The sequence below is a fragment of the Halalkalibaculum roseum genome (assembly GCF_011059145.1).
GTDB classification, from domain to species: domain Bacteria; phylum Bacteroidota; class Rhodothermia; order Balneolales; family Balneolaceae; genus Halalkalibaculum; species Halalkalibaculum roseum.
Genome location: NZ_JAALLT010000003.1, coordinates 637235 through 659327 on the forward strand (window position 1 = coordinate 637235; position 22093 = coordinate 659327).

General features: G+C 44.6%; 21 protein-coding genes. 16 read left to right on the forward strand and 5 right to left on the reverse strand.

Features of this window, described 5'->3' with window-relative positions:
• Positions 1-53: 53 nt before the first annotated feature.
• From G3570_RS11215 to G3570_RS11285, 15 genes are all read left to right on the forward strand, one after another.
• Positions 54-836 (forward strand): tryptophan 2,3-dioxygenase, encoded by a 783-nt coding sequence (locus tag G3570_RS11215; RefSeq protein WP_165142308.1) that lies wholly within the window; start codon positions 54-56, stop codon positions 834-836.
• A gap of 104 nt (positions 837-940) precedes the next feature.
• Entirely contained in the window at positions 941-2128 is a 1188-nt protein-coding gene (locus tag G3570_RS11220) for an aminotransferase class V-fold PLP-dependent enzyme (protein WP_165142310.1), read from the forward strand.
• A gap of 132 nt (positions 2129-2260) precedes the next feature.
• Entirely contained in the window at positions 2261-2632 is a 372-nt protein-coding gene (locus G3570_RS11225; protein ID WP_165142312.1) for a GxxExxY protein, read from the forward strand.
• Positions 2633-2733: 101 nt separating this feature from the next.
• Positions 2734-3801, forward strand: coding sequence for a recombinase RecA (gene recA, locus G3570_RS11230; protein WP_165142314.1), 1068 nt, complete (start codon positions 2734-2736; stop codon positions 3799-3801).
• 2 nt (positions 3802-3803) lie between these two features.
• The gene (locus tag G3570_RS11235) at positions 3804-4472 is read left to right on the forward strand and encodes a regulatory protein RecX (protein ID WP_165142316.1); all 669 of its coding nucleotides are present in this window, start codon (positions 3804-3806) and stop codon (positions 4470-4472) included.
• Positions 4469-5545: an AI-2E family transporter gene (locus G3570_RS11240; RefSeq protein WP_165142318.1), complete on the forward strand. Its 1077-nt coding sequence runs from the start codon at positions 4469-4471 to the stop codon at positions 5543-5545. The genes G3570_RS11235 and G3570_RS11240 overlap by 4 nt, the downstream gene beginning before the upstream one ends.
• A gap of 16 nt (positions 5546-5561) precedes the next feature.
• Complete coding sequence (locus G3570_RS11245; protein ID WP_165142320.1) at positions 5562-6449, forward strand: alpha/beta hydrolase family protein; 888 nt, start codon at positions 5562-5564, stop codon at positions 6447-6449.
• A 76-nt stretch (positions 6450-6525) separates the two neighbouring features.
• The gene (gene purN / locus G3570_RS11250; protein WP_165142322.1) at positions 6526-7128 is read left to right on the forward strand and encodes a phosphoribosylglycinamide formyltransferase; all 603 of its coding nucleotides are present in this window, start codon (positions 6526-6528) and stop codon (positions 7126-7128) included.
• A 2-nt stretch (positions 7129-7130) separates the two neighbouring features.
• The gene (purH, locus tag G3570_RS11255; RefSeq protein WP_165142324.1) at positions 7131-8705 is read left to right on the forward strand and encodes a bifunctional phosphoribosylaminoimidazolecarboxamide formyltransferase/IMP cyclohydrolase; all 1575 of its coding nucleotides are present in this window, start codon (positions 7131-7133) and stop codon (positions 8703-8705) included.
• Positions 8706-8837: 132 nt separating this feature from the next.
• The gene (locus G3570_RS11260) at positions 8838-9890 is read left to right on the forward strand and encodes a rod shape-determining protein (RefSeq protein ID WP_165142326.1); all 1053 of its coding nucleotides are present in this window, start codon (positions 8838-8840) and stop codon (positions 9888-9890) included.
• A 14-nt stretch (positions 9891-9904) separates the two neighbouring features.
• Positions 9905-10747 (forward strand): rod shape-determining protein MreC, encoded by an 843-nt coding sequence (gene mreC / locus G3570_RS11265; RefSeq protein WP_249066989.1) that lies wholly within the window; start codon positions 9905-9907, stop codon positions 10745-10747.
• Positions 10744-11214: a rod shape-determining protein MreD gene (gene mreD, locus G3570_RS11270; RefSeq protein WP_165142328.1), complete on the forward strand. Its 471-nt coding sequence runs from the start codon at positions 10744-10746 to the stop codon at positions 11212-11214. Before mreC ends, mreD begins: the two co-directional genes overlap by 4 nt.
• A gap of 8 nt (positions 11215-11222) precedes the next feature.
• The gene (gene mrdA, locus G3570_RS11275; protein ID WP_165142330.1) at positions 11223-13133 is read left to right on the forward strand and encodes a penicillin-binding protein 2; all 1911 of its coding nucleotides are present in this window, start codon (positions 11223-11225) and stop codon (positions 13131-13133) included.
• Positions 13126-14379 (forward strand): rod shape-determining protein RodA, encoded by a 1254-nt coding sequence (gene rodA, locus G3570_RS11280; RefSeq protein WP_165142332.1) that lies wholly within the window; start codon positions 13126-13128, stop codon positions 14377-14379. The genes mrdA and rodA overlap by 8 nt, the downstream gene beginning before the upstream one ends.
• A gap of 157 nt (positions 14380-14536) precedes the next feature.
• Positions 14537-15730, forward strand: a complete 1194-nt coding sequence (locus G3570_RS11285; RefSeq protein ID WP_165142334.1) for a CynX/NimT family MFS transporter — start codon at positions 14537-14539, stop codon at positions 15728-15730.
• Positions 15731-15747: 17 nt separating this feature from the next.
• Here G3570_RS11285 and G3570_RS11290 read toward each other — a convergent pair whose 3' ends face one another.
• Positions 15748-16362 (reverse strand): ribonuclease HII, encoded by a 615-nt coding sequence (locus G3570_RS11290; RefSeq protein WP_165142336.1) that lies wholly within the window; start codon positions 16360-16362, stop codon positions 15748-15750.
• A 283-nt stretch (positions 16363-16645) separates the two neighbouring features.
• Here G3570_RS11290 and G3570_RS11295 point away from each other — a divergent pair, with 283 nt between their 5' ends.
• Positions 16646-17758, forward strand: a complete 1113-nt coding sequence (locus tag G3570_RS11295; RefSeq protein ID WP_165142338.1) for a vWA domain-containing protein — start codon at positions 16646-16648, stop codon at positions 17756-17758.
• 138 nt (positions 17759-17896) lie between these two features.
• On the opposite strand, the gene G3570_RS11300 is transcribed toward G3570_RS11295, so the two are convergent.
• From G3570_RS11300 to bamA, 4 genes are read right to left on the reverse strand one after another with little or no spacing between them, the layout of a single operon-like run.
• Positions 17897-18442, reverse strand: a complete 546-nt coding sequence (locus tag G3570_RS11300; protein WP_165142340.1) for an OmpH/Skp family outer membrane protein — start codon at positions 18440-18442, stop codon at positions 17897-17899.
• Positions 18443-18460: 18 nt separating this feature from the next.
• Positions 18461-19015 carry an OmpH/Skp family outer membrane protein gene (locus tag G3570_RS11305; protein ID WP_165142342.1) on the reverse strand — a complete coding sequence of 185 codons (555 nt, stop codon included), beginning with the start codon at positions 19013-19015 and terminating at the stop codon, positions 18461-18463.
• A gap of 37 nt (positions 19016-19052) precedes the next feature.
• The gene (locus G3570_RS11310) at positions 19053-19598 is read right to left on the reverse strand and encodes an OmpH/Skp family outer membrane protein (RefSeq protein ID WP_165142344.1); all 546 of its coding nucleotides are present in this window, start codon (positions 19596-19598) and stop codon (positions 19053-19055) included.
• The gene (bamA, locus tag G3570_RS11315) at positions 19598-22033 is read right to left on the reverse strand and encodes an outer membrane protein assembly factor BamA (RefSeq protein ID WP_249066991.1); all 2436 of its coding nucleotides are present in this window, start codon (positions 22031-22033) and stop codon (positions 19598-19600) included. The genes G3570_RS11310 and bamA overlap by 1 nt, the downstream gene beginning before the upstream one ends.
• Between the last annotated feature and the right edge of the window lie 60 nt (positions 22034-22093).

A 22093-nucleotide genomic window follows, 5' to 3' on the forward strand; every position in this document is an offset into this window, starting at 1 on the left:
AATTTCTGCCTATCATTACCGAATGACGCAATGTATTAAAAAAAGACCTGTTGATGAAACTAACCTACAGTAATTATCTGAAAATCGATGAGCTGCTCTCACTGCAGGAATATCGATCCAAAACAAAAGAGCATGACGAGATGCTCTTTATCATCATCCACCAAACCTACGAGCTCTGGTTTAAACAAATACTTCACGAATTCGACAAGCTAAGGAAAGATCTGCATCGAGGAGAAACATGGAATTCCGTAAAAACCATGCGCCGTGTGCTGACCATCTTAAAAACCATGGTAGCCCAGGTAGACATCCTTGAAACCATGACGCCGTTGGAGTTCAACAGCTTCAGAGGTTTTTTGGATGAGGCCAGTGGTTTTCAATCTGTGCAGTTCCGGGAGGTAGAGATTTTATGCGGACTGAGATCTACTCATATACTGAAAGTACATGACAACCAGCCTGACTATGTGGAGCGTATGGAAGAAAGAATGGAAGAACCCACGCTCTGGGAAAGTTTTTGTACATACCTGCAGCAAAAAGGCTACGAGGTGGAAGATCCAGTAAGAAAACATGAAAACGGTTTGCTTTATGACTCCAATGAAAAGCTGCAGCAAACCCTGATAGAAATTATGAAAAATGATCCCGAAACGGCGATGCTTTGCGAACTGTTCGTTGACTTTGATGAAGGTATGCAGGAGTGGAGGTACCGTCATGTTAAGATGGTTGAACGAACCATCGGCAACAAAATGGGAACCGGCGGATCAGACGGCGTCGGCTACCTGAGAAGCACCCTTCACCAAAGAATCTTCCCCGACCTCTGGGAGATAAGATCGGAGATCTAATTTTTACTCTGTGAAACTCTGTAATCTTTGTGTCACTCTGTGAAATAACTGTTACACAGAGCTGCACAGAGGACTCACAAAGTTACTCAAAGAACCTTGACCAAATGAATGAAATAGACCAATTAGCCAATAAACTAGCTTCCCACTATTCTCACTTTGACGTATCCAATCGCCTGCTCTTTTCCGGGCACTCCCACCAGGCTTGGCCGGATGTAGCCCTTGAAGGTTTGGAAGAATCGTTCTACACCGCGGCCCGGGAAGTCGACACCAAATGGGATACCGCATTCGAAAAAGCCGAAATATTAAGGGAATATCTTCGCAATTTCTATGACGATCCTGAGGGATATTACTGTCTGGCAGAAAACACCCATCTCCTGCTCGTCTCTTGGCTCTCAAGCTATGACTTGAAGAACAAGCCAAAAGTAATTACCACGGATGCCGAATTTCACTCCATGTACCGACAGTTGCACCGACTGGAGGAAGAGGGACTACAGGTAGAGATGGTCGATGTAGAATCAGAGAATATTGTCAGTGATATCAGCAACAAAATTGACCAACAAACCTCAGCAATCATGCTGTCAAGGGTCTATTTTGAAACGGGTCTGATCAACCGGCGCATTGATGAGATAGCTGACATCGCCCGGGCCAACGAGATCCCTCTGCTGATAGACGATTATCACGGCACCAACGTTTCTCCCCTATCCCTGCGCGAGCACAATCTTGATGATGTTTTCATACTGATCGGTGGGTACAAATACCTGCAGTGGGGAGAAGGGAATTGTTTCCTGAGATTCCCAAAAAATTGTGAGCTGCGTCCAGCCATTACCGGCTGGTTTGCCTCCTTCAGTACCCTCGATCAGCCACGCGACGACCAACCGGTCTCTTTTGACCAGGGAAACCAGCGATTCGCTACCGGGACGCATGATCCCGCCTCTCAATTCCGTGCGGCAAAAGTGGTGGAGTTTTTCCGAGAGCACGATCTTAGTCCTGAAACACTGGAAAACCAGTACCGTGCACAGGTAGGTCTGTTAAGGAAGTTGTTTCAGGAGAGGCACTTTGATCCGGAGATTATCCGTTTGCGACATACCCAGCCTATTTCTGACAACGGCGGATTCCTGGCCCTGCAATCTCCGAAAGCCAGGGAGATTCGAGCGGCGCTGTTGGAGAGGGATGTATTCACGGATGCCCGTGGAGATATCTTACGCCTCGGTCCGGCGCCCTACACCACCACTGCCCAAATCGAACAAGCCATCGACGCCCTCGCAGAAAGTGTCAAAGACCTGAAGAATTAATGTAAGTTTTATCTATCTCAGCGGTCTTACTAGAAAAGCTCTGAGCATCTCTGTGCAAACTCTTGGAAACTCTGTGTAACAGTAGTAGCACTGAGTTGCTCAGAGTATCCACAGAGTTTAACGGAGACAAACTTGAAACTAAATGATATCACTGATAGCATAATTGGAGCTGCCATTGAAGTTCATAGAAAACTTGGGCCGGGCCTTCTAGAATCAGCGTACCAAAGATGCATCTTTTATGAATTGAATAGAAAGGGTTTTAAAATTCGAGAAGAAGTTCCAATGCCTATTATTTATAAAGATGTACATCTTGATCACGGTTATCGAATGGATTTATTAGTAGAAGAAAAGGTAGTTGTTGAAATTAAAAGTGTTGAAAGTTTTACTGATGTACATATCGCACAACTACTGACCTATTTAAAACTAGGTAATTACAAGTTAGGTCTTCTTATAAACTTTAATGTCACCCTACTTAAACATGGGATCAAAAGAATAATAAAATGAATAGCTTTTTTGCCATTTATTAGGACGGGTGACACGATGTTGTCAGCTTAAATTAATATATTCACCCAAACGAATTTAAAAGAACCTCAAACACTACCCATATGTCAGATAACAACGATAGAGAAAAAGCGCTCGATATGGCCATCGGCCAGATTGAAAAGCAGCATGGCAAAGGAACCATCATGCGGCTGGGCGATGAAGCCATCAACAATGTCGATGCCATTTCCACCGGCTCCATCATGGTCGATTATGCTCTTGGAGTTGGTGGGGTGCCTCGCGGTCGTATCACCGAGATCTACGGACCTGAAGCCAGCGGTAAAACAACGCTGGCCATGCACGTCATCGCCGAAGCCCAAAAGGCCGGCGGGTATGCAGCGTTCGTCGACGCCGAGCACGCTTTTGATCCGAAATATGCCAAGAACCTGGGAATCAATACCGATGAGCTGATCATTTCCCAGCCCGACAGCGGGGAGCAGGCACTTGAAATTACTGAAACTCTTATCCGCTCTGCGGCACTCGACGTTATTGTTATTGACTCTGTTGCCGCCCTGGTACCACGTGCCGAACTGGAAGGTGAAATGGGTGACTCACACATGGGTCTGCAGGCACGACTGATGTCACAGGCGATGCGTAAAATCACCGGTATCATCAGCAAGACACGAACCTCCTGTATTTTTATCAACCAGATTCGTGAGAAAATTGGCGTTATGTTCGGCAACCCGGAAACCACTTCCGGCGGACGAGCACTGAAGTTCTACTCTTCTGTTCGTATGGATATCCGCAGGATCGGCTCCCTGAAGCAGGGGGATGAAGTGGTCGGTAACCGCACCAAAGTTAAGGTGGTTAAAAACAAGGTTGCACCGCCTTTCAAGGTTGTGGAATTCAATATCATGTACGGCAAAGGAATCTCCCGCATTGCCGAACTACTTGACCTTGCTGTTGAGTTCGACATCATAGAGAAAAGAGGCAGCTGGTACCGATACGACGGTGAACCAATCGGTCAGGGTAGTGACAATGCCATAGAATTCCTCGAATCGGATCCTGAACTTACTGAACAAATTGAGGAGACGATACGCGCTGAGATGAATCCCGATGACAGCGGTTCTGAAAAGAAGAAAGCCGGCAAGTCGGAAGATGACGACGAAAAAGCAGAAGAAAGTGACGATTAATATTGCCTGTTGAACCTAATCAAGAACTTCCGGCCAGGATAACTTCGATATCCGTCCAAAAGAAAAATAAGGAGCGGTACTCAATTTATGTCGAAGAAGGTTTTCTGGTCGGGGTTTCTGAATCTACGCTCATCGACCTGAAACTGGCAAAGGGCGTTGAGGTTACTCCCCAGTTGTTCCAAAAGATACAGCGTGAGGAGGGTCGTTTTGCCATCAAATCCTATATTCTGAAACTGCTCGGCAGACGTGACCATGCACGTAAGGAGCTGCTTACCAAGGCCCGGAAGAAAGACTATCCCGAAGAAGTGGTCATAACCATTCTTGATGAGTTGGAAGAAAAGGGATATATCAATGAAGAGAGTTTTGCTGAAAAGTTTACTGCAGATAAATTTAACCTGAATCAGTGGGGACCATCAAAAATTAAAGCTCATCTGTATAAGAAAGGGATCTCTTCACATATCATTGAGAAATCCATTGCCAATTACTTTGAAGATGTAGAGCTTAAGGAAACCTATAAAAATTTGGTTTTAAAGCGGAAAAGACGATTTTTGAAAGAGGAGAATCTGCTAAAACGAAAGAAGAAGATATTTGATTATCTCAACAGAAAGGGGTTTAAACCCAACAGTATCTTTAAGCACATGGATGAACTGATGGATATGGTGTCTGAATGAGAAATATTACGCTAGAAAAAGTAGTACGATTTATTGTCGGTTTTGCGGGGCTTACACTGGTAAGCCTGTTGCTCTACAACTACGGCACACTGGTAGGTTATGCCATCATTGCGATAATACTCACCTACATTCTGGATCCTATAGTCAGTAAAATGCAGGCTGGGGGATTAAATCGCACGCTAGCCATTACGCTTACACTAAGTACCCTCATTCTGTTGCTGGTTTGGATCTCAACGAATATCATACCGATTGTTGCAAACCAGATGGTGGAACTGGCCGGACAGCTGAACATCCAGAATATTCAAAATATTGCTTCGCAAATTGAAAACCGGCTCACCCAGGAGTTTACCTTTTTGCCCGAAGGCTTTCTACGTGACAATCTTACCCAGGTCGTCGAAAACCTGCTGGATGTCGGACAGCTGCCCTCAGCCTTAAGTAATATCATTGGCATATTTACAAACCTTTTTGCTGCATTCCTGGTAATACCTTTTGCCACCTTCTTTTTTCTAAAAGACGGCAGCAAAATACGCCGGGATATACTGAAACTGGTACCTAACAAATATTTTGAAACGGCCCTCAGTCTGATTGACAAGATTGAAACACGTCTGGGCGTTTATTTTCGAAGCGTGTTGCTTCAGAGTATCCTGGTTGCTTTTTCGTCCTGGCTTGCACTCACCATAGTTGGACTGGAAAATGCACTATCGGTTGGAATTGCCGTGGGTTTGGCTAACACCATCCCCTATTTCGGTCCGATAATCGGCTATATACTTTCCATCATCGTTTCGATCATTGAAATCGGTGACTTTTCACTGGTGCTCCCCTGTATTATTGCTATCCTCTTTGTACAGCTTCTGGATAATGTGGTTTTCCAGCCGCTGATATTTTCTCGATCTGCTGACATTCATCCGGTCGCTATCCTCTTTATCATCATGATAGGTGCCGAAACGGCCGGTATACTAGGCATGCTCATTGCTATACCAATTGCCACGACCATTAAGATCACTATCAATCAGGTCAGCTGGAGCCTCAACAACTACTACGTGTTCAGAACCTCCGATACCCGTACTAGCTGACGTAACCTGACACCTTTTGGATGCGATAAATAAAAAATCGCTCACTTTACAAACCGGTGACGGATTACGCCTGACTGCAACCTTATTTGAGCCATCCTCAGAAACAAACGGCGATGTTCTGGTCATTGCTTCAGCTTTGGGCGTTCCCCGATACTTCTACTTCAAGTTTGCCGGTTTTTTAGCTTCCAAAGGCTTCTCAGTGATTACCTTCGATTATCGCGGAATATATGAATCACGCAAGGTAGCTCGTTCAGGATCAGAGATGACTATGGATGAGTGGGGAAAATTTGATATTGAAGCAGCTCTGAAATATGCTTTGGATAAACTGAATAGCAAAAGGCTGTTATATATGGGTCATAGCTGCGGTGGCCAACTTTTGGGTCTGGCACCCTCATGCACTGAAATTGATCGCATTGCTTTCGTAGCTTGTCAGTTGGGCTACTGGAGGCTTTGGCCGTGGCCGTTGAGCTATGGAGTTCTCATGACCTGGCAAACTATCTCCTTCATGGTGCCTTTCTTTGATTACCTGCCGACCAGAAAGATGGGCATCTCATCACTCAATCTACCTAACGGAGTAGCCGAACAGTGGTCGAAGTGGGGCAAGACTAAGGATTACCTCTTCAATGATGACCTTGGTCTAGACACCTCGCTCTATAGAAAACTTGATAAACCCTTGCTCTCTTACCATTTCAGTGATGATAAACTGTTCGCACCTGAGGCATCGGTTGATGCCCTGCTAGCCAAATACGAACAGGCAACCGAAACTAGGAGAGAAATTGAGCCTGCAAATATTAAAGCAAAAAGTATAGGTCATTTCGGTTTCTTCAAGGAGCGGTTTAGAGAGACTCTATGGAGGGAAACACTGGTATGGTTCGAAAACAAAGATGCAGATCATATCAGGTAAATAGCCCTTAAAATCTATTTATTTTTACGTATCTTTGCGCCCGAACAAGCTCATAATCAAACCATCAACTCCTTTTTTGAAGCACATCGTCGTTTTTGCTTCCGGTTCCGGGACAAATTTCCAAGCTCTTATTGATGCGATTGAATCCGGCAAAATCAATGCACGGATCACCGGATTGGTTACCAATAAATCGGGTATACAGGCACTGGAAAGAGCTCACAAACACGATATCGACACCTTCACTGCAAAGCCTTCTTCTTTTAGAACTCAGAAGGACTACATTCAATCTCTCTTAACAAAATTGGAAGAGTGGGAAACCGACCTGATCGTCCTGGCAGGATACATGATCAAGGTACCTGTAGAAATTATTGAAGAATATTCAGGAAGAATAATAAACATCCATCCTTCTCTCCTGCCAAAATATGGAGGAAAAGGATTTTACGGGATCAAGGTACACGAAGCCGTTCTTGAGAATAATGAAAATGAGACAGGCTGTACTGTACACCTGGTAACCGAAGAATACGATAAAGGTCCTGTTCTGGGTCAGATCAAAGTGCCTGTAAAAAGCTCAGACAATCCAGAAAGCCTCGCCAAGCGGGTTCTAGAAAAAGAACATGAGCTACTCACCAAAGTTGTCGACGAAATGATTAATGAATTGAATCCAAAAACATATAATTAACTGTGTCTTTACAACCCCTTTCTGAACTCCCTCAAAAACCATTAAAAATTAATCGTGCGCTATTATCGGTTTCCGATAAATCAGGATTGATCCCGCTCGCCCGTACGCTGCATGAACAAAATGTTGAACTTATCTCAACCGGTGGAACAGCACAGAAAATCAGAGAGGCGGGAATACCGGTCAAGGATGTTTCCGAAATTACCGGTTTTGAAGAGTGCCTGGACGGTCGGGTGAAAACCTTACACCCCAGAATTCATGGGGGCTTGTTGGCAAGAACCAGTCATCAGCCGGATATAGATGAAATACAGGAACTGGGTATTGAACCCATCGAGCTCGTGGTTGTAAACCTGTACCCTTTCAAAGAAACTATTGATAAACCGGGCTCCACTCCTGCTATTGCTACTGAAAATATTGACATCGGTGGCCCAACCATGATTAGGGCTGCTGCAAAGAATTTTACTCATGTATGTGTGCTTACTTCTCCCGAACAGTACGAAGCCTTCGGAAGTGAACTAAAAGACAAAAAAGATATCAGCTTCAACCTGCGCAGGGATCTTGCACGTCGAGCATTTAATCATACCGCCGAGTATGATGCCCATATTGCGAATTACTTTAATACGCTCACCGGAGAGGAGACCCCTTCGCAACTCAATATTTCACTACCGAAATCACAAGATTTAAGATATGGAGAAAATCCTCATCAAAAAGCAGCGGTATATGGACACCAAAATGAATTTATAGATTGTTTCCATGGAAAGCAGCTGAGCTACAATAATTTCCTGGATGTAGATGCCGCATTGAATTTAATTGCCGACTTTCAGGATTCCGATCCTACCTGTGCCATATTCAAACACACTGTACCCTGCGGTATTGCCACAGATGACACACTTGCAACCGCCTGGCGCAAAGCATTTGCCACGGATACTATGTCACCCTTTGGAGGAATTGTTACTGTCAATAGGGAGCTGGATATCGACATAGCTAAAGCGATTGATGAAATCTTTACCGAGATTATCATCGCTCCCTCCTACTCCCCGGAGGCCAAAGAGCTGCTGACCCAAAAGAAAAACCGGCGTCTCATTCGTATCAAAAAACAGGTTAATGTAAGTGGGAACAGGCAATTTAAATCCATCTTCGGTGGTGCACTGAGCCAGGAAGCCGATATCACGGCTATTGATTTTGATGAATTTAAAACGGTTACAAAACGCAAACCAACACAGCAGGAGAAAAAAGACCTACTTTTTGCATGGAAAGTCGTGAAGCATGTTAAGTCAAATGCTATTGTTTATGCCCGCGACGGCCAGACGATCGGCATCGGTACCGGACAGACAAGCAGGGTGGAATCCTCTGAAATTGCAATCGCTAAAGCCAAGCAGGAAGGTTTGAAACTGGAGGGTACTGCTATTGCCTCCGATGCCTTTTTCCCATTTGCAGATGGTGTCGAAGCGGCGGCAGAGGCAGGAGCAACATCAGTCATTCAGCCCGGCGGAAGTATCCGAGATGAAGAAGTTATTGAAGCCGCAAACAAGCATAATATGACGATGGTATTTACCGGTAAAAGACACTTTCGTCACTAATTGAAAAACGGATTATTTGCGTTTAAGGATTTTATCCATTAATTCGCAAATAGATTCACAATATTGTATTTTCATTCCTAAAATTTGCAAATAATCTATAAGCTATTTAGCACCCCTAAGTAAGCAGCCAACATGAATTATACTACAACTAAACAGAAGAAGGGACAGACCAAAAAGGGATTGTTCGATTGGATGTACACGGACATTGCCATTGATTTGGGGACAGCCAATACCCTTATCTATTCAAGAGACGAAGGCATCGTACTTAATGAACCCTCTATTGTTGCACTCAATATGCAAGACGAGCCGGTTGCTACCGGTCATGAAGCCCGGTTGATGCACGAAAAGACGCATAAAAATATTCGAACGGTTCGACCGCTTCGCGACGGTGTAATAGCTGATTTTGAAGTAGCCGAGCAGATGATCCGCGGGATGATCAATAAGGTTAAAATGAAGTGGTATTCCAGTACTCGGCAGATGGTGGTTTGCGTACCCAGCGGTATTACCGAGGTAGAACGAAGGGCGGTACGCGACAGCGCCGAGCATGCCGGGGCCAAGGAGGTTTACCTGGTTGACGAACCCATGGCAGCTGCTATTGGAATCGGTTTGAATGTTCATGAACCGATCGGAAATATGATTGTTGATATAGGCGGGGGAACCACGGAGATAGCAGTCATCGCACTTTCAGGTATTGTCTATGCACAATCGGTGCGACTTGGCGGTGATGAACTCAATGAAGATATCATCAATTATTTTCGACGCAATCACAACCTTTTGATAGGTGAACGAACGGCAGAAAATATCAAGTGCGAGATCGGTTCTGCAGCACCGCTGGATGAAGAAATTGATATGGTCACCAAAGGGCGTGACCTGGTTAACGGGGTACCCCGAACCCGGCATGTTACTTCAAAAGATGTACGGGAAGCTATCTCGGAATCGGTGAACACTATTGTTGAGTCCATCACGAAATCACTTGAGCAAACTCCTCCCGAACTTTCGGCTGATATACTCGACCGAGGCATCATGCTCACCGGAGGCGGTGCCCTGCTGAAAAACCTGGACAAACTTATTATGGAAACCACCGATCTGCCGGTACACATTGCCGAAGACCCGTTGACTGCCGTCGTTAGAGGAACCGGTGCCATACTCGAGGACCTGGACTATTACCGTACGGTTGTAACCTAAAGAGAGATGAGTAAATGCGATTTCGTTTACCCCGAATAACAGATGCCAAAGACCAGCTGTTGACAGCATTTCTGCTGATCATAGCAATGGTCTTAATGGCCGGGAGATACCAAGGCGGAATCAACAACCTTCGTAAAGCTTCTATCACGCTTTTCAGCTATCTTGAAGAACCGCTTTCTAATATTAGGGTATATCGACAGGCGCTTAAAACCAATACCTATCTTCGAAAGCAAAATGTACTTCTGCTGGATGAGTTAAGCAGACTGCGAGCCGCGGAACAGGAAAATCGTGAATTGCGCTCACTGCTTGAATTTACACGAACCAGCAATCTCAGCTTATATCCCATTCGTATCGTTGGCAAAGAGTTTAATCAAATAAACAACTCCTTGACTATTGATGCGGGTACCGAAAACGAAATCGAAGAAGGTATGCCTGTGGTGTCTGCCGAAGGGCTGGTTGGCAAGGTTATTCTTACCGCGCATGGCTATTCCCAGGTGATGCCCTATCTGAACACCTTATTTAAGGTCAGTGCTAAACTTCAGAATTCCAACGCATATGGAATTGTATCCTGGGATGGGGAAAGTATTTATGAGCTACAGCTGAACTATGTTCCTCAGACAATTCCTGTAGACTCGGGAGAAGTAGTTGTTACGTCAGGCTACAGCAACAATTATCCGCCGGATATTCCAATTGGCACCGTGGTGCGTGTTGAGCCGCAGCAGGGAAAAGAAACACAAAATATCTATGTCCGCCCATTTGTAAACCTTTTTGATATTGCCAAAGGTTTTGTTGTGAAATTTACACCGGATACGACCGTTCAAAATCTAAACGAAGAATTTGAGGATCTTCTTGAATGAATCTTAGGCACCTTAAAGACTTCGGTATTGGCTTAGGATTCGTGGCACTACAGATCGTGCTCTTCAGACATCTCAAGATTTACGAGATGCAGGCAGACATGGTACTCATATACCTCATTTGGTATATGACGCAGAGAGACAGAACCTCAAGTATCATAATGGCAGCTCTGCTTGGTTTTTTCCAGGATGCCTTTCTTGATCTTTGGGGTTTGAATATGTTCTCAAAAACTCTGATTGTTTTCTCGGCATTTAATATAATACCTAAGACAAAAGAAATTAGATTACTGCTTGGACAGGTCTTTCTAAGCATCTTATTGATAACATTGGCCCATAACTTGATATTTTTAGGCCTGAATAGTTTTGTTGAACAATACTCTGCCGAGCTGATGTTCTGGAGGCAGCTGGCAGGCAATAGCATCTATACGGCGATCGTTGGTAGTTTTATCTACCTTTTCCGAACCAGTTAAATTACCCGATGAAGCACAATTCCAAACAGCGTATCCGCACTTCTATTCGAGTGCTCCAGGTGAGCATGCTTACGCTTGGTCTGATTATTTTGGGGAGACTGGTGCAGCTGCAGATTGTAGAGCACGATACCTATAGCCCGCTCAGCCGTAAAAATTCGCTTCGTCAGGAAATTGTCAATCCCGCCAGAGGTTTGATCTATGACCGCAAAGGCCGCCTGATGGTGGATAATGAACCTATCTATTCCATCACCATTACTCCTGCCAATTACGATAATGAGAATACACCAAAACTGGCAGAAATCATTGGCGTACCTGTCGAAGAGGTAGAAAAGCGTGTAAAGGAAGCCAGGGAATACTCCTGGTATCGCTCATCGAGACTGTTTACGGAAGTAGATTTTAAAACATTTTCTCTCATACAGGAAAACATATGGCGGCTACCGGGAATAGAACATCAAATAGAGAGCAAGCGCCATTACCCGATTGATAGCTTAAAAGCTTCGCATGTACTGGGCTACTTGCGTGAAGTTTCAGAAAAAGAATACCTTGAAAAAGATTCCTACAACCTGGGTGATAAAATTGGCAAGAGCGGACTTGAGCTGGTTTATGAAGATAGGTTAAGAGGTGAAATCGGTATTGAGTATATCAAGATCAATGCAATGGGTCAGTCAATGGGCTCTTACCAGAACGGAAGTATTGATGAGTCGCCGGAAAAAGGTAGCGACCTCATAACCACCATTGATGCCGATCTTCAGATAATGGCAGAAGATCTGATGGAAGGTAAAAGCGGTGCAGTGGTAGCGCTCGACCCCAATGACGGAGCCGTACTATCCTTGGTCAGTGCACCGCAATATGAACCCAGAAAGTTGTCGGGTCGGATTGATAGCACCTACTGGCAGTCCATAAATACCGATTCTACCAAACCCTTATATAATCGAGCGATCTCTTCACGTCAGCCTCCGGGCTCTACATTCAAGCCGCTGATGGCCCTGATGGGTATGGAAATGGGACTCATCAATGCCAATACTGAGATAAACAATCCGGGGTACTATTACCGCGGACGGCGTTATAATGATCTTGCTGATCCCGGGAAATACGATGTCGGTAAAGCACTGGAGCAATCCAGCAATACCTTCTTTTTCTGGCTGATGGATAATATGGTAACAAAACGAAGCATCAATCGCTGGAACGACCTCGCCTCCGATTTTGGTCTGGGAAAAACAAACAATATTGACCTTCCCTACGAATCGGCAGGAATTCTGCCTGACAGTACCTACCTGAATCGCGTTCTGGGAGAGGGCAAATGGGGCATCGGCGATATGTTGAGTTTGGGTGTCGGTCAGGGTTTTATGTCGGTATCGCCTTTACAGATGGCGTTGGTGGCAGCTGAAATAGCAAATGGAGGCTACAGTTTACAGCCTCACATAGTACAAAGTATCCGTGAAAGTGACGGTACTGTCAGATTTACCCAGACAGAAAAAAAGAAAATCGAATGGGTGGACCCCTACGAATTGAGCATTGTTAAAGATGGTATGCGAAGGGTGGTCACAGACGGGAGCAGCCGTTGGTATGCCAAACTCGATAGTATTGCTATTGCCGGCAAAACGGGAACTGCCCAGAATCCGCACGGGCGTGATCACGGTTGGTTTATCGGATTTGCTCCTTTAGATAATCCGCAAATTGCGGTTGCCGTACTGGTAGAAAATGCGGGGTATGGATCAATATCAGCCGTACCAATAGCATCTCTGCTAATAGAAAAATATATCTCGGGCAAGATTAAAAGAAACTACGTTTACGATTACGTGAAAAATTTTGAACCTCGTGACAGCAACTCTTCGGATGACGAGGAGACTACCGAGCAGGATTCAACAGTAACCACGACCACAGAAACCACAACAGATATAGATACCCCGAATGAATAACAAGATGAGAGACTTCAGCTGGCCTCTTGTTTTCTTGTGGGTCGGTCTTATTATAGTAGGTCTGGTGGCCATTTATAGCGCCACGCAGGGACCCGTAGCTGAATTTCTCCCTGAATATATACAGGTCAACTTTACCAAACAGCTGATCGCTTTCGGTCTTGCTATAGTGGTTTTAATAGGAATTCAATTTGTAACACCTCGCACTTTCATGGAAGGATCCTATATCTTCTATGCAATTTGCCTGATTTTGATGGTCGTTACGCTATTTTTTGGAAGGGAGGTTAATGGCGCTCGCAGCTGGCTGGATATCGGTCCCATGAATTTCCAGGTAAGTGAGCTAATGAAGGTGGCAACAGTGCTGGCCGTCGCAAACTACCTGACAAGCCAGCGAAACATATCCACTGAGAATCTGCGACACGCGCTTACAGCAGTTATCCTTATTGCAGTTCCAGCTATCCTGGTGGTACTGCAAAATGATACAGGTACAGCTATTGTGTTCTTTGGACTGATACCCGTAATGCTGTTCTGGTCGGGACTCCCGTACGGCGTCTCTCTGTTTATGATATCACCGGCAATAATAGGTTACCTAACCATCATTAACTGGTACTGGGGTCTGCTGGCAGCTATCATACTTACCTTTGCCATTTTCTTCATTCAGCGGCGTACCTGGCTTACCTTTGCATCATTTGTATTCGGACTTATGGTGATCATTGGCATGCAGGTAGCACTTACCGAGGTGTTACAACCGCACCAGCGGGCAAGGATTGAAGCATTTACCAATCCCGCTTTTGACCCACAGGGTGCCGGCTGGAATGTGATTCAGGCTAAGACAGCTATTGGATCCGGAGGGCTTTATGGAAAGGGATTCATGGAAGGAACACAGACACAGTTACGCTTTCTTCCAGAACAGTGGACCGACTTCATATTCTGTGTTATCGGTGAAGAATTCGGGTTTATCGGTGCCTCCTTTGTGACGCTCCTCTTTCTGGCGCTCATATTGAAACTGCTTAACAGTGCCGGCAGTCATAAACATCCATTTGCACAAATGGTCATGGTCGGCGTGACTACCATCTACTTCATTCACTTCTTTATTAATGTAGGAAGTGCCACAGGTTTGTTGCCTGTTATCGGTGTACCCCTTCCCTTCGTTAGCTATGGCGGTTCTGCCTTGCTGACAAACACCCTGATGCTGGCTATCTGCCTGAACCTTGATTTCTATAAGCGGCAATTCAGTATCTACCGGTAATTGTAACGATACCATTTTGTTTTCCGTGTCAGTTATATAAGTCAGCAACCTATCCATTCAGTTTGACTCTATCACTCTAATAGATACGAACAATTTTTGTGAGAGCATGAACTTTACTACCTTCTCGCACTGAATTCGAACCCTCAAAATTTTATGGATGCCGGCAAAACAACAACATAATCAAAATAGAGCTCTGCTTATTGTCGGTATCATTCTTATAGCTATCAACCTGCGTCCGGCACTCGCCGGTGTTGGTCCATTGATCAGTGCCATCCGTGATACAACCGGTTTGTCAAATACTATGCTGGGGCTGCTCACCACTCTTCCACTTCTTGCCTTCGGAGTGGTTTCCATGTTCACCTCGATATTCACCAGGCGAATGGGCATTGAGGGGACCATTGCCTTGGCACTCTCATTATTGACTATAGGAATCAGTTTACGAGTTATTCCTTCCGATTTAGCCCTGTTTGGAGGAACACTATTGCTAGGTATCGGTATTGCTTTTGGCAATGTACTATTACCCAGCCTGGTAAAAAGAGATTTCCCGGAAAAGACGGGATTGATGACCAGCCTCTATTCAAGTATGCTAGGTGTGGGAGCCGCACTGGCAGCCGGAGTAAGCGTACCATTGGCAAAAGACCTCAATCTGGGATGGCACTGGTCACTGGGTGTTTGGGCATTGCTATCGCTGGCTGCTCTGCTGATATGGTTGCCCCAGCTAAACCGGCAGACCAAGCCGAAACACGCCAAAACATTTTTAGAATCAATCAGTGATTTGGGCCAATCCAAACTGGCCTGGAATGTAGCTCTTTTCATGGGATTGCAGTCACTGGCTTTCTATGTGGTTCTGGCTTGGTTGCCTGAAATTCTGCAGGACCGGGGTATTGATGAAAATACAGCCGGATGGCTTTTGTCTCTTTCTCAGGGAACAGGTGTATTAGGTACACTCATTGTACCGATCTGGGCTGAAAAAATCGGTGATCAGCGTAAACTGGTATGGTACCTGGTTATTCTTGAGATGGTGAGCATAGCCGGACTCATGCTTCCTGAATCTTTCCTGGTAGGACTCTGGGCTTCCTTAATAGGATTTTCTCTTGGCGGAAGTTTTGGTCTTGCCCTATTGTTTATCGTAATGCGAACACATGATACCGAAACGGCCACTGAACTCTCAGGAATGGCACAATCTATAGGGTATCTGCTGGCTGCGACCGGCCCTACCCTCTTCGGTGCCTTGCATGACCTGACCAGAACCTGGTTTATCCCACTTTTGCTGCTATTTATTGTAGCGGTATTTAAAATTGTAACCGGTATTATAGCGGGAAAACCGGTAAATGTGCAGCAGACAGGCTAACTTCTTCAAAAATATAATTAATCTTCACGCTCTTTTTCCGTGCGCAGCTTAAAACTTCGCCTGTGGTATTTGGTGATTCCATACTCTTTCAGACCTTGGAAATGTTTTTGGGTAGGATATCCGACATTGGTATCCCAACCGTAATCCGGATAATCTTCATGCAAATTCATCATCCACTCGTCACGGTAAACTTTAGCAATAATTGAAGCTGCGGCAATGCTCATAGAACGGTCATCTCCACCTACGATACAAGTGTGCGGCTGAATAGTTGATCCGAAACGATTTCCGTCAACCAGCAGGTAATCCGGGTCGGCACCGTCCGCTTCAGCACATTTTTGCATGGCCTTGATGGATGCCCAAAGAATATTCAGTTCGTCAATCTCTTCGGGATCGCACCACTTAATGGTCCAAAAAGCCGACTCACTTTTTATAATGCTACAGAGTTCGTTACGCTCTTCCAGTGAAAGGGTTTTACTATCGCGTATAGCTTTAATATCTGTACCCTCATTGAAAATGACACCGGCAGCAACTACGGGCCCTGAGAGACAACCTCGCCCTACCTCATCCAATCCCATGACCCTTTGGTAACCTTCATCCCATAGCCGTTTCTCAAATTCTAATCGATCTGCCATTTCCGGTTATATTTTGACGTCAATTCGGGAAGAAAATACGAATCTGCTGCATTCATTAAAATCTGATCTAGGGTGATTAGTAGAAAGTAATAAGTAGAAAGTTGAAAGTAAGATCCCGGCAGAATAAATAACATGTCTTTATCATGATATTTTGCTACTTAGTACTTTCTACTCTACCTCCAGCCTTCAGCATCCCACATCTAACCTCCAAACTCAATTCTTTGTGAATTAAACAGAGCATACTTACGTTGCTAATAAGACATCAAAAAAGAATCAGATATTTATGCATTTCAAGTATCAAGAATGGGACGATCGTTTTGCAAGAAACAAAGGGCAGTCGCCTTTTGATACACTCTGGGATCTATTCCAGGAACTATTAACCGTTGCCAGCGGTGATGTCTCCCAGGCTTTGCGCTGGCTGACAGAACTGGATGAACAGTATGGAATAACCGACCAGTTTGAAGACGGGTATGGGCTCGGTGATTTCGTTGAAGAACTTGAGGAAAGAGGTTATATAGAAACCGACACCGATAACAATACAGTGATTATCACCCGCAAAACAGAGCGAAGCCTCCGCCAGCGGTCACTCGAAGAAATATTTCGCAACCTTAAAAAAGGTGGGGCGGGCAGGCATAAAACCAATTTCACCGGTAAAGGTTTGGAAAGACAGCCTGAAACCCGACCCTGGAAGCCGGGTGATGATATCAGCCACATGGATAGTGTCGGAACCATGATGAACATGCTGAAGCATAGTAATATCGATCAGTTTAATCTGCAAGAGGACGACCTTCGGGTACACGACACAGACCATTACACATCGGTTTCAACCGTTCTATTGATCGATTTGAGCCATTCCATGATTCTTTATGGAGAAGACCGGATCACACCGGCAAAAAAAGTGGCGATGGCACTTTCTGAATTAATATTAAATGACTATGCCAAAGATTCACTAGACATAGTAGCATTCGGGAATGAGGCCTGGAAAGTAAATATCGAGGACCTGCCCTATCTTAAAGTTGGGCCTTATCACACCAATACCCAGCAAGCGTTGGAACTTGCACGTCATATTTTACAGAGGCGTAAATTTGCCAATAAGCAGATTTTCATGATTACAGATGGCAAACCATCCTGTATCATAGAGAATGGTAGAATGTACAAAAACAGTTTTGGACTGGATAGAAAGATCGTTAACAAAGTACTGGACGAGGCGGTTAAGTGTCGAAGAGAAAAGATTGACATTACCACGTTTATGATTGCCCGGGATCCGTATCTACAGGACTTCGTCCGCAAGCTTACAGAAGCCAACAAGGGACGAGCCTACTTCGCATCACTTGATGAACTGGGAGGGTATATTTTTGAAGATTATATTAGAAACAGGAAGAGGAGAGTCCGGTAGGCTCTATTTTCACACCTTATTATTCTCTCCTGATTATTCTTTTACAAATTTCTATTCTGGACTATAGGTACAAAAAAAGCCCCGATTGATTGATCGGGGCTTTTCATTTTAAATTTGATCTTCCAGAAAGTACAGAACTTAGATACCTAGCTGCTGCATTACCTGATCGGTTATATCATACTTTTCCTGTGCTTCATCAGAAGCATAGAGAATGATAGCGTCACCGTTGCTAGTGGTGGTATTTAACACATAGGTCAGGTTCATATCATTAGCTACCTGGTCAATAGCGGTACCAATCTGATCCAGTAGCGGACCAACAAGTTCTTGCTGTTTTTGCTGCATTTCCTGCTGAAGCTGGGTGCGATACTGTTGCAGTTCGGCATTAAGTTGTCCTAGGCGTTCTTGCTCTTTCTGCTTGGCATCTTCAGAAATAACTGCGGATCGCTGCTCAAAATTGGTAATTTCGGCGTTGAACTCCTGCTCTTTTTGAGCCAGTTCTTTTTGCTTGCGTTCTGCAAAATTCTGCAGTCTTTGCTGAACAGCTTTCATTTCGGGCATTTTAGCCAGAATTGCCTGAGGTTCAACATACCCAATTTTCAATTCCTGGGCAGAACTCTGGCTTACTCCCAGTGTCGCTGCAAATACAACACAAAAAGCTGATAAAGTTAGTATACGCTTAAACATAGTCATTTCTTTGATTATTTAGTTCTGATTCGAGTTACTTGAAATTCGGCTTATTACTTCGTCTGTAATATTTAAACTCTGCTGTGCAGAAAACTGTACGATATTCTCTCCGCGCATAGTGGCTCTGTTCAGCACAAAGTCTAAACCCCTTTCTTCTGCGATATTTGCGATGGCATTGTCAATATCCTCATAAATAGGTGCAAGCAGCTTCTGACGATATTGCTGTACTTCAGTTTGGATACTCTGCTGAAAAGTACGCATTTCTTCTTCCATCGTAGCAAGCTCTTCCTCCCTGCTTTGCTGCTGCTGAGCTGACATTGAAGCCCGATTTTCCTGGTAATTGGCTACCTCTTCCTGAAAGCTGGCGGTGCGATCCTGCAGCTGCTGTTGTTTCTGCTGCACATAATCGTCCAGTTGGGCACGTATATTTTCCATTTCCGGCAACTCGGCCATTACAGTTTGAACATCCATAAACCCAATGCGAACCTGGGCTTGTGAATGCACCGTTACAAATAGCATCAATAGAGCAAATGCACTTAAAAACTTCTTGGTCATGGTGAATTTATTTTTCATGGTTTAATAAAGCGGGTGAAAATAATAAGTATTCTGTTTAATTGCTTGGATTATCCACTGCGATACCAAGCTCCAATAATACTTCGTCGTTTAAATTCCATTGTTCTCGGGCATATAATAATTCAGTCTTCTGTGTGCGGTCCAGCACAAAATCAAAACCTTCTCTTTCGGCTACCCTTGTTATGGCTTCAAATACTTGTCGTTGTATAGGTTCGAGTAGTTCTTTTTGCCGTTGAAAAAAATCTCCTTCAGCGCCGAATTTCTGTTCCAGATACTGTTGCCGCTGCTGAATCTTACTATTTATTTCCTGTTCCTTTTGATTACGTATTTCATCGGTATATAGTATTTCTCTTGCCGAAAAATCTTCTCTTAGTCGTTCAATCTCCTGCTGCATCTCATCCAGCTCGGCCCTCCATTCCTGGCTCAATGACCGTAGCTGCTGTTGAACACTTTGATATTCAGGGATTTGCGATACCAAATAATCGGTATCGACATAGCCTGTCTTCTGCTGTGCTGCTGCACTTCCCGCAAGCACAGAGGTCAACGCGAAGAGAAGACAAAAATTATATATGACTTTTCTCATTAGAATGGTGCACCAATATTGAAGAGGAATTCCCACTCCCCGGATCTAATATTCGTACCGGGTATTCCATCCAGCCGGTAACCGTAACTCAGGTCAACCAGTCCTAAAATAGGCAAGAATACTCTTGCACCAAAGCCGACAGAACGTTTTACCTCAAAGGGTGCGAAATCCTGGAAATCCAGATAGGCATTCCCGGCATCAAAGAAGGTATAAGGAATCACCTGTACCTGCTCTTCCGAAATTGCAGGATATCTCAGCTCCATAGTATACTTGCTATAGAGCCGTCCACCGACTTGCTCACCGTCTCTAAAGGGAGAAATAGACCCTGTGTTACCTCCCGGGAAACCTCGAAGGTCAATGTTGTCGTCGAGAAAACTTTGTCGCTGTTGCAGCTGGGTACCACCGAGAATGAATCGCTGGAAGTTACTTCGCTGGCTGTTCCCTAAATATCCGAGATAACCATATTCAATACCGTTGGTAAGAACCAGCTTACCCACCAGTGTGGTGTGGTTCTGATACATGGTCTTTATCTTGTAGAACTGTGAAAACCCTGGCAGCGGCGGTGCAATTTCACCCGAAATCTGGAATTTGGACCCGGTAGTCGGTGAAATCGGATTATCAGTTGAATTTCTTTCGATAACCTCTTTAATACTTAGAATACTTGAAGTACCCTCAGCAAGGAACGAGGCACCTCCAACAACATCATATAGCTGGTAGCTCAGAATGGTTCGCTGTGAAAAGTAATCATCCGGCCATTTCAACCTGCGTCCCAAGGAAACACTGCTTGAAAACAGCTCATTTCGTGCATTACTATTCCTGAATTTAATTAAGTCGTAACTGAAATTGGTTCCGAAGGAAATGGGTTTGCCTGATAACCAGGGCTCCTGAAAACCAAGATTGTAGCTTTGATACCCGCTTCCCGTAACCTGAACGCCGAGCGACAGCTTTTGCCCGTCACCCGAAGGTATGGGGTTCCAACCTTCACCGCGTACTGCTCGTCCCAGCGAGAAGTTGTTGAAGTTCAGTCTGGCCGATAGAATAATACCGATACCTCGACCTCCAAAACCGCCTGAAAACTCAAAATTGTCGGTACTTTGTGATTCATCAAGCTCATAGCTGATGTCAACAGTATAATCTTCTCTATCGGGCTGCAGATTAGGGGTGATGGCTTCCGGACGGAAGTACCCGAGCTGCCCCAGTTCACGAATGGTTCGAATCACATTTTGACGGCTGTATTTTTGACCCGGAACCGTACGCAGGGATCTCCGGACTACATCATCGTGGGTTTTTGTGTTGCCACTGAATTCAACCGCCTCAACCGTGGCGATCTGGTCTTCATAAATATTCATGGTGATATCGATGGAATCCTGGTTCACCACATCCAGCTCTTCCTGGTAATTAAAAAAGAGGTAACCAACGTTTTGATAGAGACTTGATATCGAATTAGGGTTCTGGGCTGATTCAGTATTTTCATTGAATTTCTTCAGGTTGAATACTTCACCCTTTTCAAAGCCAAGCGCCTGGGTGAGCTGCTCGTCCGTATATACCGTGTTGCCGTCCCAATTAATATCACGCACTTTATATTGGGGACCTTCTTCAACCTTAATATTCACCTTGATACCGGTCGCATCATTGGTAAGAAAGAACAGACGTCGCTGGGTGTAGGGAAAGGTATAAACCGAATCTCCGGTGATACGGAAATCCAGGAAACCGTTTTCCCCATAAAAAGCTTTCAGGTTTTCCTTTGCAGTTTCAAACTCTTCCTCCTTATAGAGTTTCTTGGAGAAAAACTTCCACCACACATCTTCTTTGATGGCATCCAGCTGCTTTCTCAAAGTTCGATCATTGAAGGTCATATTCCCTTCAAAAGTAATATCTTTGATCTCCAGTTTTTCTCCCGGATCTACATCAAAATAAACAGTTACCCGGTTTCTTACCGTATCTGTCTGGCTTGTGGAAACTGAGACATCGGTAAACCAATAGCCATTCTCTTTATAATATCTCTGTATGGTGTTGATAGCCTGGCCGGTGGATGCATCCGTTACGGCAAATCCCGGAAGCAGGGTAATTCGCTCCCTCAGGTCATTTCGCTGGGATTTCTTTACGCCGCGAATTTCAAAATTTTGAAGCTTGGGCTGTTCCTGCACCCTAATTTCCAGATTGATTCCGGTAGAGGTCCTTCCCTTATCTATAATCTGAATATTTGAAAAAAGACCCGTCCTGTTTAGGCGGTTGATTGCATCACCGATGTCACTGCCGGGTATGGTGACCGTTGTTCCGACTTCAAGCCCACTGGTATTGATCACAAAGTCTTCCCTGGTGGTAGTGAGTCCGGTTACTTCCACACTCAGTATCTCATATTGCTGGGGAGTCACCTGAAGGGGATTCTGGATATTAATAGACGTCGAGTCTTGAGAGAGGCCGTTTAAAGTCAAACAAAAAAGTAGTACAGGTAGCGCAAATAAAAATTTCTTCACGTTAATAAAATGTTGAAA